Annotated in this window: 19 protein-coding genes and 1 tRNA gene; 10 read left to right on the top strand and 10 right to left on the bottom strand. The window is 58.0% G+C overall.

Annotated elements, in window-relative coordinates:
- Positions 1 to 109 precede the first annotated feature (109 nt).
- The 6 genes from aguB to fic all read left to right on the top strand — a co-directional run bounded on the left by aguB (position 110) and on the right by fic (position 6,271).
- Positions 110 to 988, top strand: coding sequence for an N-carbamoylputrescine amidase (aguB, locus tag BZ163_RS29295; RefSeq protein WP_128873817.1), 879 nt, complete (start codon positions 110 to 112; stop codon positions 986 to 988).
- A gap of 5 nt (positions 989 to 993) precedes the next feature.
- A complete protein-coding gene (gene aguA / locus BZ163_RS29290) occupies positions 994 to 2,100 on the top strand; it encodes an agmatine deiminase (protein ID WP_128873816.1) in 1,107 nt (368 codons plus the stop codon).
- A gap of 242 nt (positions 2,101 to 2,342) precedes the next feature.
- Entirely contained in the window at positions 2,343 to 2,579 is a 237-nt protein-coding gene (locus BZ163_RS29285) for a hypothetical protein (protein WP_128873815.1), read from the top strand.
- 318 nt (positions 2,580 to 2,897) lie between these two features.
- The gene (locus BZ163_RS29280; protein ID WP_128873814.1) at positions 2,898 to 4,184 is read left to right on the top strand and encodes an OprD family porin; all 1,287 of its coding nucleotides are present in this window, start codon (positions 2,898 to 2,900) and stop codon (positions 4,182 to 4,184) included.
- A 366-nt stretch (positions 4,185 to 4,550) separates the two neighbouring features.
- Entirely contained in the window at positions 4,551 to 4,829 is a 279-nt protein-coding gene (locus BZ163_RS29275) for a type II toxin-antitoxin system RelB/DinJ family antitoxin (RefSeq protein WP_371916838.1), read from the top strand.
- Positions 4,830 to 5,146: 317 nt separating this feature from the next.
- The gene (gene fic, locus BZ163_RS29270; RefSeq protein ID WP_128873813.1) at positions 5,147 to 6,271 is read left to right on the top strand and encodes a protein adenylyltransferase Fic; all 1,125 of its coding nucleotides are present in this window, start codon (positions 5,147 to 5,149) and stop codon (positions 6,269 to 6,271) included.
- A 64-nt stretch (positions 6,272 to 6,335) separates the two neighbouring features.
- Here fic and BZ163_RS29265 read toward each other — a convergent pair whose 3' ends face one another.
- A complete protein-coding gene (locus BZ163_RS29265) occupies positions 6,336 to 6,629 on the bottom strand; it encodes a DUF3077 domain-containing protein (RefSeq protein WP_064675418.1) in 294 nt (97 codons plus the stop codon).
- Between the two features lie 660 nt (positions 6,630 to 7,289).
- On the opposite strand from BZ163_RS29265, the gene BZ163_RS29260 reads away from it, so the two are divergent.
- Genes BZ163_RS29260 through BZ163_RS29250 form a run of 3 tightly spaced genes read left to right on the top strand, consistent with a single transcriptional unit; the run spans position 7,290 to position 8,918 of the window.
- A complete protein-coding gene (locus BZ163_RS29260; RefSeq protein WP_128873812.1) occupies positions 7,290 to 7,511 on the top strand; it encodes a 4-oxalocrotonate tautomerase family protein in 222 nt (73 codons plus the stop codon).
- Positions 7,508 to 8,164, top strand: coding sequence for a DsbA family oxidoreductase (locus BZ163_RS29255; RefSeq protein WP_128873811.1), 657 nt, complete (start codon positions 7,508 to 7,510; stop codon positions 8,162 to 8,164). Before BZ163_RS29260 ends, BZ163_RS29255 begins: the two co-directional genes overlap by 4 nt.
- A gap of 43 nt (positions 8,165 to 8,207) precedes the next feature.
- The gene (locus tag BZ163_RS29250) at positions 8,208 to 8,918 is read left to right on the top strand and encodes an SDR family NAD(P)-dependent oxidoreductase (protein WP_128873810.1); all 711 of its coding nucleotides are present in this window, start codon (positions 8,208 to 8,210) and stop codon (positions 8,916 to 8,918) included.
- Between the two features lie 65 nt (positions 8,919 to 8,983).
- On the opposite strand, the gene BZ163_RS29245 is transcribed toward BZ163_RS29250, so the two are convergent.
- The 7 genes from BZ163_RS29245 to BZ163_RS29215 form a co-directional block, all read right to left on the bottom strand.
- A tRNA-Thr gene (locus BZ163_RS29245) sits at positions 8,984 to 9,059 on the bottom strand.
- Between the two features lie 129 nt (positions 9,060 to 9,188).
- Positions 9,189 to 10,430, bottom strand: coding sequence for a nucleoside deaminase (locus BZ163_RS29240; protein ID WP_128873809.1), 1,242 nt, complete (start codon positions 10,428 to 10,430; stop codon positions 9,189 to 9,191).
- Positions 10,431 to 10,727: 297 nt separating this feature from the next.
- On the bottom strand, positions 10,728 to 11,957 hold the full coding sequence (locus BZ163_RS29235; RefSeq protein WP_128873808.1) for a methyltransferase: 1,230 nt from the start codon (positions 11,955 to 11,957) through the stop codon (positions 10,728 to 10,730).
- On the bottom strand, positions 11,938 to 12,627 hold the full coding sequence (locus BZ163_RS29230) for an ABC transporter permease (protein ID WP_128873807.1): 690 nt from the start codon (positions 12,625 to 12,627) through the stop codon (positions 11,938 to 11,940). The genes BZ163_RS29235 and BZ163_RS29230 overlap by 20 nt, the downstream gene beginning before the upstream one ends.
- The gene (locus BZ163_RS29225; protein WP_128873806.1) at positions 12,624 to 13,319 is read right to left on the bottom strand and encodes an ABC transporter permease; all 696 of its coding nucleotides are present in this window, start codon (positions 13,317 to 13,319) and stop codon (positions 12,624 to 12,626) included. Before BZ163_RS29225 ends, BZ163_RS29230 begins: the two co-directional genes overlap by 4 nt.
- Before the next feature lie 78 nt (positions 13,320 to 13,397).
- Positions 13,398 to 14,144, bottom strand: coding sequence for an ABC transporter substrate-binding protein (locus BZ163_RS29220; protein WP_128873805.1), 747 nt, complete (start codon positions 14,142 to 14,144; stop codon positions 13,398 to 13,400).
- 13 nt (positions 14,145 to 14,157) lie between these two features.
- Positions 14,158 to 14,931 carry an ABC transporter ATP-binding protein gene (locus BZ163_RS29215; protein WP_128873804.1) on the bottom strand — a complete coding sequence of 258 codons (774 nt, stop codon included), beginning with the start codon at positions 14,929 to 14,931 and terminating at the stop codon, positions 14,158 to 14,160.
- A gap of 562 nt (positions 14,932 to 15,493) precedes the next feature.
- On the opposite strand from BZ163_RS29215, the gene gabP reads away from it, so the two are divergent.
- Positions 15,494 to 16,885: a GABA permease gene (gene gabP, locus BZ163_RS29210; RefSeq protein ID WP_128873803.1), complete on the top strand. Its 1,392-nt coding sequence runs from the start codon at positions 15,494 to 15,496 to the stop codon at positions 16,883 to 16,885.
- A gap of 76 nt (positions 16,886 to 16,961) precedes the next feature.
- Here the strand turns inward: gabP and vapC are convergent, their stop codons facing one another.
- Both vapC and vapB read right to left on the bottom strand, forming a co-directional pair.
- Positions 16,962 to 17,369 carry a tRNA(fMet)-specific endonuclease VapC gene (vapC, locus tag BZ163_RS29205; protein ID WP_128873802.1) on the bottom strand — a complete coding sequence of 136 codons (408 nt, stop codon included), beginning with the start codon at positions 17,367 to 17,369 and terminating at the stop codon, positions 16,962 to 16,964.
- A complete protein-coding gene (gene vapB, locus BZ163_RS29200) occupies positions 17,369 to 17,599 on the bottom strand; it encodes a type II toxin-antitoxin system VapB family antitoxin (RefSeq protein WP_128873801.1) in 231 nt (76 codons plus the stop codon). The genes vapC and vapB overlap by 1 nt, the downstream gene beginning before the upstream one ends.
- Positions 17,600 to 17,617 lie beyond the last annotated feature (18 nt).

Genomic DNA, 17,617 nt, shown 5'->3' with positions numbered 1-17,617 from the left:
ATATAAAGTCGTCGTCGCCCCGGTGTGCCTCACCACACCCGGTGCTTCCCGTTTCTGTCATCGGTCGATGCCACACTCGACCCTCAAGCACTTGCTCAGGAGCCGATTCATGAGCCGTATCGTTACCGTCGCCGCTACCCAGATGGCGTGTTCCTGGGACCTTGAAGCCAACATCGAGACCGCTGAGAAGCTGGTCCGTGAGGCCGCGGCCAAAGGCGCGCAGATCATTCTGATCCAGGAGCTGTTCGAGGCTCCCTACTTCTGCCAGAAGCCGAACCCGGATTACCTGCAGCTGGCGACGACCGTTGAAGACAACGTCGCCATCAAGCATTTCCAGAAGGTCGCCAGGGAACTGCAGGTGGTGCTGCCGATCAGCTTCTATGAATTGGCGGGCCGCGCACGTTTCAACAGCATCGCGATCATCGATGCCGACGGCAGCAACCTCGGGATTTATCGTAAAAGCCACATCCCGGACGGCCCTGGCTATCACGAAAAGTATTACTTCAACCCGGGCGATACCGGCTTCAAAGTCTGGAACACCCGTTACGCGAAAATCGGCGTGGGCATCTGCTGGGACCAGTGGTTCCCTGAGTGCGCGCGCAGCATGGCGCTGGAAGGCGCAGAAATCCTGTTTTATCCAACTGCCATCGGCAGCGAGCCACATGACAAGACCATTTCGTCCCGTGACCACTGGCAGCGCGTGCAACAAGGCCATGCCGGCGCCAACCTGATGCCGCTCATCGCCAGCAACCGCATCGGCAACGAAGAACAGGACGGCTACGACATCACGTTCTACGGCTCGTCGTTCATCGCCAACCAGTTTGGTGAAAAAGTTCAGGAGCTCAACAAAACCGAAGAAGGTATTCTGGTGCACAGTTTCGACCTCGACGAGCTCGAGCACATCCGCAGCGCGTGGGGGTCTTTCCGTGATCGTCGCCCGAACCTGTACGGCGCGCTGAAAACCCTCGACGGTTCCCTGGAGTCCTGATCGCTATGACCACTTTGAACAGCACCCCTCGCGCTGACGGCTTTTACATGCCGGCTGAATGGGCGCCGCAAACCCAGGCCTGGATGATCTGGCCCGAGCGTCCGGACAACTGGCGCCTGGGTGGCAAACCGGCGCAAGCCGCACACGTGGCGGTTGCAAGAGCCATCGCCCGTTTCGAGCCGGTGACCGTGGCGGTATCCGCCGGTCAATACGAAAACGCTCGCGCCCGGCTCGACGTGCCGAATATTCGTGTCGTCGAAATGTCCAGTGATGACGCCTGGGTCCGCGACACCGGCCCGACGTTCGTGATCAATGACAGTGGCGAAGTCCGTGGGGTGAATTGGGACTTCAACGCCTGGGGCGGTTTCGATGGAGGCCTGTATTCGCCGTGGAACCGTGATTCGCAGGTGGGCGGCAAGATCCTCGAGATCGAACGCAGCCCGCGCTACCGCACCGAGGGCTTCGTGCTCGAAGGCGGCTCGATTCACGTCGATGGCGAAGGCACGCTGATCACCACTGAAGAATGCCTGCTCAACCGCAATCGCAATCCGCACATGAACCGGGCAGAAATTGAAGCGGTGCTCAGCGCGAACCTGGCTGTGGATAAAATCATCTGGCTGCCGGATGGCTTGTTCAACGACGAAACCGATGGTCATGTGGATAACTTCTGCTGCTACGTGCGTCCGGGTGAAGTGCTGTTGGCCTGGACCGATGATCCGCAAGACCCGAACTACCCGCGCTGCCAGGCGGCAATGAAAGTGTTGCAAGGCAGCACCGACGCCAAGGGTCGCCCCTTCACGGTGCACAAGATGCCGATTCCGGGGCCGCTGTATGCGACCGAAGAAGAGTGCGCAGGCGTCGACCCGGTGGACGGCACTCAGGAACGTAATCCGACGGTTCGTCTGGCCGGTTCCTACGTGAACTTCCTGATCGTCAACGGTGGCATCATCGCGCCGAGTTTCGATGATCCATTGGACGGTCCGGCAAAAGAGATTCTGCAGGCGCTGTTTCCGCAGCACGAAGTGGTGATGGTACCGGGGCGCGAACTGTTACTGGGTGGCGGCAATATCCACTGCCTTACCCAACAACAGCCTGCGCCACACCAGGAGTGAGTGCGCTTGTAACAGCTTGAGTTAAAAGCAAAATCGACCCGGCAAGGTTTTTTCCTCAGTGCCTTGCAAGAGCCCGCAGCCCATCAGGATTGCGGGCTTTTTTGTCTCCGTCCGTCGACGATTGCGTTTCCTTGGCACAGCTCTTGTATCTGTCCTGGTGTTGAGCAGGGAGGGGAGGACTACGGTGTTCTGTCATAAACCCTGGATAAGTTAGCCGCTCACGAACCTGGAGAGAGCGTGGAATGAACGCCGAAGTGAATGAAGTGAGCGAGCGGGCGTTGCATCCCCCGGCAGTAAACAGCGAATCGCTCCAGAGCCTGCCGCACTGGTTGCAGGCCGATGGAACGCTTGCGATGGATCCGCGCCGCACGATGATCGAGCGCTATCCCGCTGGTTTATTCAGCGAAGCAGAGCTGGAAGCCTTGTGGGATGTGATGGAAGGATCCCGAATGAAATATTCTCAGACAGATAATTCGTAAGTCTTTATGCCGCTCGTTGGCCCGTTTTCGCTGCAGGTAAATGGTTTGGGTTGAGCCGTGGGCGAACGCAGGCAAATCTTTTCTTAGACGATTTCTACCTATTCACAGACGATTCATGAAATTGACACACAGTTAACGGCGCGGCTACGATTCGCCCAACGCCTGTGGCTAACCGCCATGACTCATAAAATTACAATAAGGCCCGCCGCGACTCGTCGTGGGCGGGCCTTATTGTTTTAAGGTGAAAAAAGAGCGCAAAAGCGCCATTTCAGCCGTTGGGCACAGCGCGTATCAACCCGTAATAAGGAAAAGAATAAAATGTTGAACAAGCGAATCAGCCTGATCGCTCTGGGGATGTTGAGTGCTACACAGGCCATGGCTAACGACCAGGCCGAATCCAAGGGTTTCGTTGAAGACAGCAGCCTCAAAGTGCTGCTGCGCAATGCCTACATCAATCGCGACTACAAAGACGGCAATCCGGACAAAGCCGAGTGGGGCCAAGCGGCCATCGGCACCTTCTCGTCCGGTTTCACCCAAGGCACCGTCGGCGTGGGTGTAGATGCTTTCGGTCTGTACGCATTGCGCCTGGATGGCGGCAAAGGCCGTACCGGCGCACAAGGTATCGACTTCTTTAAAAAGGGCGACAGCGGCAGCGCGGCAAATGACCTGTCCAAGGGCGGCGCAGCGGTCAAATTCCGTCTCTCCAGCACCACGCTGACCTACGGCGACCAGATGCCGGCGTTACCGGTGCTGAGTTACGACAACTCGCGCCTGCTGCCGGAAAGCTACACCGGCACCCTGATCACCTCCAAGGAGATCAAGGGCCTGGAGCTGAATGCCGGTCGCTTCACCGCCGAATCGCGCAAGAGCGCGGAAGGCCGTGACAGCGGTGGCTTGAAATCGATCAACGTGTTGGGCGGTAGCTACCAGTTCACCGAGCAGTTCAAGGCTGCGCTGTACGCTTCCGACGTCGAAGACGTGCTGAAGAAACAATACGTGAACGCCAACTACGCGATCCCGATCGACAAGGATCAGTCCCTGACCCTGGACTTCAACGGCTACCGCACCAAGCTGGACGATTCCTACGTCCGCGAAAGCGGTGCTACCGGTGATGACAACAAGATCTGGAGCCTGGCTGCCACCTTCGCCACCGGTCCGCACTCGTTCACCCTCGCGCACCAGCGCAGCACGGGCGACAGCAACCTGGGCTATGCCTATGGCGGCTACCAGAAGGATCAAGGCCGTGTCGGCGACGGCGGCAATACCATCTACCTGGCGAACTCCTACTGGTCCGACTTCAACGCCGAAGACGAACGCAGCTGGCAGCTGGGCTACGGCCTCGACTTCACCACCTTCGGTGTTCCGGGCCTGACCTACAACGTCGCCTATGTGCGTGGCAGCAACATCACCACGTCCACCAGCGAAGGCGGCACCGAGCGTGAAATCTTCAACCAGTTCAAGTACGTCGTGCAAAGCGGCGCGGCCAAGGACCTGAGCGTTAGACTGCGCAGCTCGGTGCTGCGCGTGTCGCAGAAATCCAGCGAATACAACGTCAGCGGCAACGAAGTACGGGTGTTTGTGGATTACCCGATCAACGTTTTCTGATGATCGGTTGCGGTATACAGGCTTGATTCAAGGCTGAGAGAAAACAAGCCCCGACTGGTTCGTAATGCTGGTCAGTTAAGCCTTTGTAGGAGCGAGCTTGCTCGCGATGGTCGCCAACGATAACGCGTGTTTGCTGGATAACACGCGGTGTTCTGGAATCCATCGCGAGCAAGCTCGCTCCTACAATGTCCTTAACTGAACAGCATTGCCGACGGGTTCGGGGCTTTTTTGTGCGTGCGATTCAGAGCTCGGCGCTGTCAGAAATTTCCTCCATTGAATCGGGACGGTTCTGGAGTACTAAAGGGATCAGGCTGATATTTATTGCGTACTTGAACGATTGAAAATGCTGGACCAGAAATCCAACTGATGGTGGTTATTACTATGGTTGTATTGTTGAAATCCACATATGTGTGTTGTCGAATTGATAAGGATTTGAAGGCGTGTGCGGCTAAAGTCTTGAGCTCCAGCGGTCTTAGTATCAATGACGCCATGCATCTTTTTCTTCGTCAGGTCGTAGCAACTCAGGGGCTTCCGTTCGAACCGCGACAACCATCGGAGAAGACGGCCAGTGCCATGATGGAAGCACGAGATATTCGCCAGCGATTTTGCTCGAAAAAGGACGAGATTTCTGATGAGTGCGGATAGCGCTGTATCACTGTGCAAACCGTGATCGTCAATTAGAATACTGAACTCTGTAGGAGCCAGGCTTGCCGGCGAAGGCGTCCTCAGGATCGCTATCGCCGGCAAGCCTGGCTCCTACCAAAAATGATCACAACGCTCATGTCGTCAAAATCCCGTTTCGGTAACACGTGTCGCCAACATGTCGTCCGCGGCGACATGTTCCCAGGACGTGTCGCAAAAAGTGGAAAATTGCGACACGTTAAGGCCTCATGTCTACACTGGCGACATGAGTGAAGCCTCTCTCTGCTCAAAAAACATACAAAATGATCAGGAATGCATCCATGACCGAACCGCTTCTGCCATGGCAGGCCGACAGGCCCTACAACCAACTGCCGCTGCTACCGCCAGCGATCGAGCTGGAAACACGTGCAGTCCTCAAAAAATGCATTGAGGCGCGCACCGCGCTGGCCGAGTTGAAACAGGCAGCAGAGCTGATTCCGAACCAAACGGTCCTGATCAATACCATTCCCCTGCTGGAAGCCAAAGACAGCTCGGAAATAGAAAGTATCGTCACTACCACGGACTTACTGTTCCAGCATGCTCAAGACACTGAAAACCATGCGGACCCGGCGACCAAGGAAGCATTGCGTTATCGAACAGCGCTGAACCAAGGCTTTCTATCCTTGGCCCAACGCCCGTTGTCCACCAACACCGCCGTAGAAATCTGCCGCACCCTGAAAGGCGTGAAACTGGATATCCGCCGCACGCCAGGCACTCAGCTCGCGAACGACCGCACCGGTGAAGTCATCTACACCCCGCCCGAAGGGGAGGAACACTTGCGCGACCTTCTCGCCAACTGGGAGCGCTTTCTGCACAACGAAACCGAGCTCGATCCCCTGGTTCGCATGGCTGTCGGGCATTATCAGTTTGAAGCGATCCATCCCTTTATCGACGGGAACGGTCGTACAGGACGGGTCCTCAACACCCTGTTTTTGATCCAGGAAGGCCTCCTGAACCTGCCGATCCTCTACCTCAGCCGCTACATCATTGCCTACCGTGCCGATTACTACCGGCTCTTGCTGGAAGTTACGACCAAACAAGCCTGGGAACCATGGCTGTTGTTCATGCTAAGCGCGGTAGAAGAGACCGCTCGCTGGACGACGGCCAAGATTTCGGCCATCCGTGCATTGTCCGAACACACCATGCAGTTTGTGCGTGAGCAACTGCCGAAAACCTACACGCGCGAACTGGTGGATGTGATTTTCGAGCAGCCTTATTGCCGTATCAGCAATGTGGTCGAAAAGAAAATTGCTCAGCGTCAGGCTGCATCTCGTTACCTGAAAGATCTGGTAGAGATTGGCGTATTGGAAGAGATTCAGGTGGGCAAGGAGAAGCTTTTTATCCATCCGAAGCTGATGCAATTACTCATTCGCGACAGCAACGAATTCAGGCATTACGTTGGTTGAGAGGTGGCTTTTGAACCTCGGAAAGCCCCGATCAATTCGGGGCTTTTTCATACATGCGATTCGCCTATGGAGCGAGGTTGCTGGCTCGGTTGTTACATGGTGCGTCGAGCACCTTCACCACATCATCGATGATCGCCTTGCTCATATCCTGCAAATAATGCGACGCCCAGGCATGCCGGTCGGTGTCGCGAACCATGGCGGCGTCTGATGCCAGAAGCTTGGCGACATGGAGCAGGTCGGAGGCGTGGGAGAGGGCCTGGATGACTGGGACACCGGCGTTGATGCGGAACAGCGGTTCGTTGGCGTGGTAGGAGAAGTGGGTGAGGCCGATGGTTTTGAGGTCTTGAGGGTTGGTCATTGTGCACCTCCGCTGTTTGGGCGGTTGTGGACGTGAGCCTTTGCACCAGTAGCGAGAATTTGCAGTGGATTGCAGATATTCATAACGAGAACTCCGATTGGTTCCTGCATCGATTCGAGTTCTCAGGCCCGGTCGCTGAATTGGCAGCGACGGACTGAAGGTAGCTTGAGGGAGATGGATGCGCAATCGTGGCTAGGTGGTGGCGTGGGTTGGAGACCTGAGTGATTTTTATGCCTGGGCAATAATTATTGGCCAGCCATAGTTTGCATAACCCAAAGGCCTGCTGATGGCCTAGTCGACTTGCTGAAGGAGATATCAGGAATGGACGTTGAACTGGATCAGTTTCAAAAGGATTTATTGGAGTCTTTACGCGAAATGAATGAGCGCCAAGCCCATCCTATCGCTGAGGTTAGGCCATTAATGCAGGAGCGATTTGACCCAAACATGTCGTCGTCTGCGACACGTTCACATAACGTGTCGCAGAAATTGAAACGATTGATCCTTTATAGGCAAACGAGTAGTGCTTGCGCGACAGTATCCATTACACCAAGTAACTAATGATGTTCCCGCCCCCACCTTTATCCCCCGCAGCCAACCTCATACATTGAGCTCCAACACCTACCCATCACCCCGATGAGCAGGACACTGGAGATCTTCCTCATGCCTTTCGTAAGCGTACGCATCACCCGCGATGGCGTTACCTCTGAGCAGAAAGCTCAGGTGATCGCCGAAATCACTGAAACACTGGAACGCGTGCTCCACAAGGATCCGCACCTGACCCACATCGTGATCGAAGAAGTCGACACCGATAACTGGGGCTACGCCGGCATCACCACCACCCAATACCGCAAGCAACTGGCTGAAGAGGAGGGGAAGTCGTGACGCCGTCGGTCTCCATCGATTTCATCTCCGACGTGGTCTGCCCGTGGTGCGCCTTGGGCGCAACGGCGCTGGAACAAGCGATCGAAAACGTGGCAGGTGAAGTCTCGGTCGAGCTGACCTACAAGCCCTTCGAGTTGAACCCGGACATGCCGGCGGAAGGCGAGAAAGCGGTCGAGCACTTGATGCGCAAGTACGGACGCACCGCCGATGACGTCGCCGCTGGCAAGGCCATGCAGATCGAACGGGGTGCGGCCATCGGTTTCACGTTCGATCTGGAGAAGCGCACTCACTTCTACAACACGTTCGATGCTCACCGGCTGATGGTGTGGGCGCTGCAGGAAGGGCGGCAGGTCGCACTCAAGAAGATCCTGTTGCGCGCTTACTTCACCGACGGCCAGAACCCGAGCGATCGCGAGACGTTGGTTCGTCTGGCCACTGAAGCAGGACTGGATGCGGCGGCGGCTCGAGAGGTGTTGGCGTCCGGAGCGTTTGCCAATGAAGTGCGAGAGCTGGAAGCGTTTTACCGCCAGCACGGCATCAATTCGGTACCGGCCATGATCCTCAACGGTCGTCACCTGGTGTCCGGTTCGCAGTCGGTCGAGTACTACGAACAGATGTTGAGACAAATGGCGAAGGTCCCCGCTGAAGCCTGATTACTTGTTTTTTCAAACCATCATTTATGAGTAGAGGTTCATCATGAGCAATTCGAAAAAAGTCATCGTTATCACTGGCGCCTCTCAAGGTCTCGGCGCAGGCATGGTCAAGGCTTTCCGTGATCTGGACTACAAGGTCGTCGCCACCTCACGTTCGATCAAACCGTCCACCGACCCGGACATCCTCACCGTGGCGGGCGACATCGGCAACCCGGAGGTCGCTCAGCAAGTGATCCGCGAAACGATCGAACGTTTCGGCCGCATCGACACCCTGGTCAACAACGCCGGGATCTTCGTCGCCAAACCGTTCACCGAATACACCGCTGAAGACTACGCCAATGTGCTCTCGGTGAACCTGAATGGCTTCTTCTACATCACTCAACTCGCGATTACCGAGATGGAGAAACAAGGCAGCGGTCACGTGGTGAACATCACCACCAGCCTGGTGGACCACGCCATCGACGGCGTGCCGTCGGTACTGGCTTCGCTGACCAAAGGTGGCCTGAACGCGGCGACCAAGTCTTTGGCCATCGAATACGCCAAGCGCGGGATTCGGGTGAATGCGGTTTCTCCTGGCATCATCAAGACGCCGATGCATGGTGAAGAAACTCATGAGGCGCTGGGGAATCTTCACCCGGTTGGACGCATGGGTGAGATCAGTGACATTTCTCAGGCGGTTGTGTATCTGGACAGCGCCAATTTTGTTACCGGGGAAATTCTGCACGTTGATGGTGGGCAGAGCGCGGGTCACTGAGATCTGATTTTCCAAACCCCAGAAACAACAAAGCCCTCGTATTTCTACGAGGGCTTCGTTTTGTATGGTGCCGGCACCAGGAGTCGAACCCGGGACCTACTGATTACAAGTCAGTTGCTCTACCAACTGAGCTATACCGGCGTGTTGGGCGACGATTATAGCGATTCGAATGGTTCTGTAAACCCCTGAATTCAGACTATTTTTGCGCAGGCGTCAGGCCAGGCCCGCGAGTGCTAGCGCGGGGCTGGCCAATGCAATTGCTTTAGCGCCTCAGACGCCGTTCTTGACGGCGTTGATCAGGTCCTGGCTCAGCACCTGCGCGGGCGCCACTTGCACGCTTTGGGTGTAGAACGGCGGCAGGTTCTGGGCCAGTGTCGACAACGCCTGCGCGGTAGTCGCGCCCGGCAGGAGCACGTATTGCAGGTTGGACGGGTAGCTCTGTGGCACCGGGCCTTCCATGGTCGAGCCGTAGGCGCCGAAGGTCATTACGGCCTGCGGTGTGGTGGGGTCGGGGGCGTATAGGAAGACGAAGGTGCCGTACTTCGGATGGGTCAGGTATTGCTCGGCCTGGGCGCGAACGGCCGGGTCGGGGTCGTTCATCAGGGTCCAGCGCATGACCGCGTAGCTGCGGGTGGTTTCCATGAAGGCGGTGCGAATCGGCGATTGGTTTTCGACGCCGGCCTGGCACACCAGCAGGTTGCCGAACGGGTCGATGAGGGCGACCGAGTTGAAGACCGTGCCTTGCTGCGCGGTTTTCAGTAGCGGCGGGGCGAGTTCTGCGCCGGGGTCGCGGGGGTTGGCCGATTGCACGGTCAGGGCGAACGGGCTGAGTGCGGTCAGTGCCTGGCGCACTTTGCTGTTGGCCGGGAGGTTTGCCGGGTTTTGCAGTTGGTCCGGCGGCAGGCCGCTGTTGTTGCTGGCCTCGCGCACGGTGTTGACGCTGGCGGAAAAGATCGAGCTGGTGAGGAAGTAGGCCGCCGAATCGATGGTCTCGCCAGCGAACACCGGGCTGTTCGAACCCTGATAGGCGCGGCTGACCGGCGCCGCAATCGCATAGTAGCCCCAGGTGTCTTGCGCTTGTTGGCGGATCTGCGGCGGTAGCGACGGGAAGTTGAATTGGCTGTTGTAGTTGATGCCGGCGTAGTCATCGATCGCACTGACGGCGACGTTGAAGCCTGCGGTCAGCAGCGAGCCGGCGCACATGGCGCACGGGTCCAGGGTCGTGACGACGGTCAATTGGCTGGGGGGTGGCAGGTTCAGTGGCGCGACGTTTTCGTAGTACCAGTCCACCAGCTGACGTTCGCCGTGGGCGGTCGGGTCATGGGGCAGGAAGTAGGTGGTGCCACTGCCGGGAAAGGGCATCAGCACGTTGTTGTGCAGGGCGGCGATGACTTCGCCGGTGGCGTTGTTGATGATGGCGCCGCCCACGGCGAAGGTTTGCTGCAGTGCAGCCTCGATGGCCTGGTTGGCGACGGTGTCGACGGCTTCCTGTGCACTGTTCAATGTGCTCATGATTTTCCCAGCTCCTTGCTGATTGAGCGTCAGACAATTCTGGCGCTTGGCAAAGATAGTTGAGGATTTGCGGGGTGGTTATGTTCATTTGGCGTAGCGCTTATGCACAACGGGATCTTTCCTGCACCTGCTTAGAGGCAAAATTGCGGATCCGTTCTCGTTTGCTCGCAAATGCCTGTTTTACAGGTTTTTTTACGGGTTTACGAAATTTGAACAGTTGTGTTTCAGTCCCGAAACAGCTGGATATATTGGATCCAGGAAAACTTCATCCACAGAGTTATCCACAGGCTGAGGCGTTTATGAGCGCTCTGCGAGAAGCAGGAAGTTGCGCGGCGTGAGTGCGGTTTCACAGAAGGTACCGAGTTGAACGGTGTATGCCTGCTCGGAGAGGAAAAGCGCCCGATCGAGGTTCAGCCACAGCTCCAATGGGCGTCGGAAAAGTCCGCGCAGCAGCTCCAGGTTGCGCACTTGGGCCAGCCGATGCCATCCGGCCGCTTCCAGGGCTTGCCAGTCCTGCGGTCCGACTGTGGATAAGTCTTTAAGCGCGGCCAAATGATGGCAGTATTCGGCAAAGGATTTTTCCAGCCAGGCACTGGGCAGGGAAGGAGTGGGCAGGTATTCGTCGATGCCGCGCAGTTGCCGTTGCAGCAAGTCGAAGCCCAGGCGCCGGGCCATTGAAGTGTCGCGCTGGCGGCGGACGCGGGTGCCAGCGGTGACGGTTTCGCTCATTGGGAGCGAGAGGTCATCGAGGGACAGCTGCAACGCCGACCCCTTGGCCGCGAGGGAAAGCGCCTGATAGTCGCTGGCACTGATCCGGTTGTAGCAGCAGGGCGCGATGGCCATCTGTTTGCAACCTGTCGCGCTGGCGAGTTGCATCAGGCGCACATGCAGATCACCGCAGGCGTGCAGCGCTACGGGCGTGAGGTCAGCCTTCAATAAGACGGCGACACCCGGTGCGAGTACGTCTTGCTCGACATGAAGCGCATGCAATTGATGACGCTGGCTGAGGGCCTGGCCGCTGGCGACCAGTGCCGGGTCATATTCCAGGCAAGTCAGCTGCTGACCGGTTCGCAGCAAGCGTCGCCCCAAATGGCCTTTGCCCGAACACCAATCCAGCCAATGGTTCGGCACAGAAGTAAACGCCAGCCGACTGGCGAACGCTTCAATCTGCTGCCATTTGCGCCCTGGCACATCGACATTCAAGCGATGCCCGGCCGTTTCAAGCGCATGGGCCGGCAATTCGCCTACTGCGCTCAGATCAAGGGACAATCGTGCGAGGGTTGCAAACGGCTCCGGCGCATCCAGTAAACAGGGTTGGTTATGGCTGTTTTCCGCCTCTTCCAGCGACCGCGCCCGTAGCCAAAGCGCCAACTCCGGGTAGGACGTTTCCCAGGGGAGTTGCAGATGGGTGAACGGTCGGGGCTTCCACAGCGCCTGATGCTCGAACAGAAAAGCATCCAGCGCGGCGAAACGGGCGAGCAAGTCGTCGCCCGTCAGCACGCGACCATCAGCGTCCCTGGCAGGCATCGACGCGCAGCCAGCGCTCCAGCAGCTTGAAGCCGCGAACCAGCACGTAGGCCATCAGCAGGTAGAACATGCCCGCGGCGAAGAAGATCTCTACCGGCAGATAAGTCCGGGCGATGATGGTGCGGGCCATGCCGGTGAGTTCCAGCAGGGTCACGGTACTCGCCAGCGCGCTGGCCTTGAGCATCAGGATCACTTCGTTGCTGTAGGCCGGCAGGCCGATGCGCGCGGCGCGGGGCAGGATGATGTAGAACAGCGCCTTGGGCCGGGACATGCCCAGCGCCCGCGCCGCTTCGATCTCACCCGGGGGAATCGCCTGGATGGCTCCGCGCAGGATCTCGGCGATGTAGGCCGCGGTGTGCAGGGTCATGGTCGCGGTGGCGCACCAGAACGGATCGCGCAGGTAGGGCCACATCGAGCTGTTGCGGATCGCGTCGAACTGCGCCAGGCCGTAGTAGACCAGGAACAGCTGAACCAGCAACGGCGTGCCTCGGAAAAAGAAGATGTAGCCGTAGGGAATTGCCCGCACGTACCAGAGGCGCGACGAGCGGGCGATGCCCAGCGGAATCGCCAGCAACAGCCCGGCGATCACGGCGATGGCCACCAGTTCCAGGGTCAGGGTCGCGCCCTGGGCCAGTTTCGGCAGCCATTTGATGATGACTTCCCAGTTCATTGGGTGCTCCTCGCGAAGCCGCGAGCGGCGCGTCGTTCCATAAAGTGCATACCGGTCATGGCCAGAATGGTCAGGCCCAGGTACATGAAGGCGGCCACCATATAAAAGGTGAACGGTTGCTTGGACACGGTCACGCCGATTTGCGCGTGACGCATGATTTCTTCCAGGCCGATCACCGACACCAGCGCGGTGTCCTTCATCAGGATCATGAACAGGTTGCCCAGGCCCGGCAGGGCGATGCGCCACATCTGCGGCATGATCAACCGGGTGAAGATGCGAAACTTCGACAGGCCCAACGCTACGCCAGCTTCACGGTGGCCCTTGGGGATCGCGAGGATCGCGCCACGAAACACTTCCGTGGCGTAGGCGCCGAAGCACAGGCCCAGCGCAATCACGCCAGCGGCGAACGCATTGAGTTCGAGGTCGGGGTTGCCGAAGAACTCGCCCAGGGCGCGCATCAGGTTGACCGTGCCGAAGTAGATCAACAGCACCCAGAGCAATTCCGGGATGCCGCGCACCAGGGTCGAATAAGTACCGCCAAGCCATTGCAACGGCTTGTATGGGGAAGTCTTGGCCAAGGCGCCGAGCAGACCGAGCACCAGCCCCACGCACAAGGCCGAGAGTGCCAGTTTCACAGTCATCAGTGCGCCAGCGGCGAGCGCCGGGCCGAATCCGTAGAGATCGATAGTCATGGATGTCTTTTCAAATCGCGGCAGGCAATGCCAGGGACGGGCGCCGTCAGCGAACGACGCCCGTCAGGCCAGTCAGGATCAATAGATGCTGAACGGGAAGTACTTGTCGTTGATCTTCTTGTAGGTGCCGTCAGCGACGATTTCTTTCAGTGCGGTATTCAGCCTGTCGCGAATCGCGTCGCCTTTACGTACTGCGATACCGATCTTGTCGCTTTCTTCCACCGGGTCGCCCTTGAATTCGTAAGAGCGGCCGGCGTCGCTTTTCAGCCATTCGTAGTTGACGTACTTGTCGGCCAGGATGCCGTCCAGGCGACCGGAAGTCAGGTCGAGGTAGGCGTTTTCCTGGGTGTCGTAGAGTTTGACTTCAACGCCTTCCATGTTGTCTTCCAGCCAGGTGCCGGCGAGGGTCGCACGTTGGGCGCCGATCACTTTGCCTTGCAGGGCATCCTTGTCGGTTTTGAAGTCGACGCCTTTCTTGGCGATGAATTGCAGCTTGTTGGAGTAGTACGGGTCGGTGAAGTCCACCGCTTGCTTGCGCTCGTCGGTGATCGACATCGAGGAGATCAGGAAGTCGAACTTCTTGGCGTTCAGGGCCGGGATGATGCCGTCCCAGTCGGAGGTGACCACTTTGCATTCGACTTTCATCTTGGCGCACAGGGCGTCGCCGATTTCCTTGTCGAAGCCGACGACATTGCCACTGGCATCTTTGTTGTTGAACGGCGGGTAGGCCGCTTCGATGCCCATCTTCAAGGTCTCGGCGGCGGCACCGGCGCTGAAGGCCAGGGTGACGGCGGCAGCCAGAAAGATCTTTTTGTAGTTCTGCATGCGGGTAGCTCCGTTAGCGGTTGCTGGACATGAATTGTTTGCAGCGCGCCGAAAGCGGGTTTTCGAATACCTGCTGTGGCGATCCTTGCTCTTCTACCAAGCCTTGGTGGAGGAACACCACTTCGCTGGAAACCTGACGGGCGAACCCCATTTCATGGGTGACCAGCAGCATGGTGCGGCCTTCTTCGGCCAATGCACGGATGACATTAAGTACTTCCTGGACCATTTCCGGGTCAAGGGCAGAGGTGGGTTCGTCGAACAGAATCACCTTGGGCTGCATCGCCAGGGTGCGGGCGATAGCGGCGCGTTGCTGTTGGCCGCCGGAGAGTTGCGACGGGTAAGCGTGGCGCTTGTCGGCGATGCCGACCTTGGCCAGCAGGGCTTCAGCGACTTCGATGGCCTCGGCCTTGCTCTGGCCGAGCACGCGGCGCGGGGCTTCGATGATGTTATCGAGCACGCTCATGTGCGGCCACAGATTAAAGTTTTGAAACACAAAACCGATCTCGCTGCGCAGGCGGTTGATCTGCCTGCCGTCGGCAGCGACCAGTTCACCGTTCTTCGCGGCCTTGAGCTTGAGTTCTTCACCGGCCACCAGGATCTGGCCCTGGTGCGGGTTTTCCAGCAGGTTGATGCAGCGCAGGAACGTGGACTTGCCGGAGCCGGAGGAACCCAGGATCGAGATCACGTCGCCGTCGCGGGCGGTCAGCGAGATGCCTTTGAGCACCTCGAGCTGTCCGTAGCGTTTGTGCAAGTTGCGGATTTCAAGCGCGGGCGCGGCCTCAGCCATGTGCGTTCCTCATAGTGTTTCGCTCCTGCTGTTGGCGGCCTTCCTGGCGAGGCGGCCAAGCTAGCATAGCGTCTGAATGGCAGCCAACAGCGCTACGGGCGGTAAACGGGTGGTGTGTGGCAGGTTGTCGCATCGCTACAGCAGACTGTCGCGCTGCTATCAACCGAACAGCCGTTTGAACCCTGCTTCAACATGAAAAGCGTGGTGGGTATCGCAAAAAGGGGCGCGATGTTGCCAGCTTTGGCGGGGTGTTGGAAGCGCTAACCGGCCAAACGATACGTATCCGCACTTTTATCGTGCGTCGAGCTTTTTTTTAGTGTGTTTCTGGTGCGCGATTTCGTTCCTGGAGTGAGTCGCAGGGTAACGTTCTGGCGAAGTGCCATGCATTTCAATGACTTGCAAGAACTTAGCATGCTTGCTACAAGCCCCGGTTTTGGGGAGTTTGTAACATTTTGGCGCAATTATTGCGTGCAGAATAAGGAACGCTCCGTTGGTTTCTTTTTACAAGAAGGAACGTCCGGCGGGATGTACGCATTCGCTTTTCCTTACAAAGGTAGTTTCAATGAGCAGTACCCCAAGCTCCAATGGCCTCGAACAGGGGCTCAAACCGCGTCATGTGACCATGCTGTCGATCGCCGGGGTTATCGGTGCCGGCCTGTTCGTCGGCTCCGGCCACGCTATCGCTGCAGCTGGCCCGGCTGTGCTGTTGGCCTATGCTGCCGCCGGTACCCTGGTGGTGCTGGTGATGCGCATGCTCGGCGAAATGGCCGTTGCCTCGCCGGACACCGGCTCCTTCTCGACCTACGCCGATCGCGCAATCGGTCATTGGGCCGGTTTCACCATCGGCTGGCTCTACTGGTGGTTCTGGGTGCTGGTCATCCCGCTGGAGGCCAACGCCGCCGCAACCATCCTGCATGCCTGGTTCCCCAACGTGGCGATCTGGGCGTTCACCCTGGTGATCACCTTGCTGCTGACGGTGACCAACCTGTTCAGCGTGAAGAACTACGGTGAATTCGAGTTCTGGTTCGCCCTGGTCAAGGTCCTGGCGATCATCGGTTTCATTGTCCTCGGCGTTCTGGCGATTTTCGGCTTCCTGCCGACCAGCCAAGTCAGCGGTGTGTCCCACTTGTTCGACACCCAAGGCTTCCTGCCAAACGGCATGGGCGCTGTGCTCGCTGCGATGTTGACGACCATGTTCTCGTTCATGGGCACCGAAATCGTCACCATCGCCGCTGCGGAATCGAAGAACCCGGGCCAGCAAATCTCCAAGGCCACCAATTCGGTGATCTGGCGGATCGGCTTGTTCTACCTTGTATCGATCTTCATCGTCGTGGCGCTGGTGCCCTGGAATGACCCGGTATTGGCCGCTGTCGGTTCCTACCAGACCGTGCTTGAGCGCATGGGCATCCCGAACGCCAAGCTAATCGTCGACATCGTGGTATTGGTTGCCGTGACCAGCTGCCTGAACTCGGCGCTCTATACCGCTTCGCGGATGCTGTTCTCCCTGGGCAAGCGTGGTGATGCGCCGGCTGTGGCAACGCGCACCAATGGCAGCGGCACGCCGTATTGGGCCGTGATCCTGTCCACCGCCGCCGCCTTCCTCGCGGTATTCGCCAACTACGTGGCGCCGGCCGCGGTGTTCGAGTTCCTGCTGGCCAGCTCCGGCGCCATCGCGTTGCTGGTGTACCTGGTGATTGCGGTTTCCCAGCTGCGCATGCGCCAGAAGCGCGTGATTGCCGGTGAGAAGATTGCCTTCCGGATGTGGCTGTTCCCTGGCCTGACCTATGCGGTGATCGTGTTCATCGTCGGCATCCTGACGATCATGCTGTTCCAGGAAGCCCACCGCGTGGAGATCCTGGCGACCGGTCTGCTGAGCCTGTTGGTGGTGGCGACCGGTTTGCTGGTGGCTCGCCGTCGCAAGCTGCAGAAACTGGGTGCGGCGGTGCTGAACTGATTCGTACCCCGTGACGCAAAACGCCGCTGTCAGTGATGACAAGCGGCCGTTTTTTTTTTTCGCTGGTTGTGGTCGTTCAGGTGGGGTGAACCCAGTCCTCTACGCGTAATCCCGGGACCCGTTCGAACTCCCGCAGATTGTTGGTTACCACAATGTAGCCGCGTGAGCGCGCGTGCCCGGCAATCATGTAGTCATAGGGGCCAATGGGCGTTCCAGCCTTTGCCAGCTCGGACCGAATCATTCCGGTGTGTGCAGCTGCTTCATTGTCGAAAGGCAAGACCTCAAGGCGGGCTGCCAAACCCTCGATCATGGCAAGGTTCTTTTCGGGCGCTGCTGATTTTTCGGCACCGTAGATCAACTCCATCAGCGTGACAGCACTGATACACATTTGCCCGTTATGACGGTTGAAAGCTTCTCGTACGATTTGCGGCTTGTTCTTGATCGTGAAGATGCAGATGTTGGTATCGAGCATGAACTTGATCATCAGAACGACTCACGCTCCTGATCGGCGGGTTGTTCCCGGTCGGTCATGAAGTCTGCACTCACACCATCCCCATCGAACCAGCTGTCCCATGTTTCACCGGCGGGGGTGATGATGCGAGCCCTGCCAATAGCGACTACGTCGACTCGTTTCACGTCACTTGGCATTGCAACAGCTTTGGGAAGGCGGACGGCCTGGCTTCGATTGCTCATGAAAAGGGTTGTCTGTTCCATTCTGGCCTCCTATGTTTT

This window comes from Pseudomonas sp. VI4.1 (genome assembly GCF_002029345.1).
Taxonomy (GTDB): domain Bacteria; phylum Pseudomonadota; class Gammaproteobacteria; order Pseudomonadales; family Pseudomonadaceae; genus Aquipseudomonas.
This window is presented reverse-complemented; position numbering and strand designations above follow the sequence as displayed.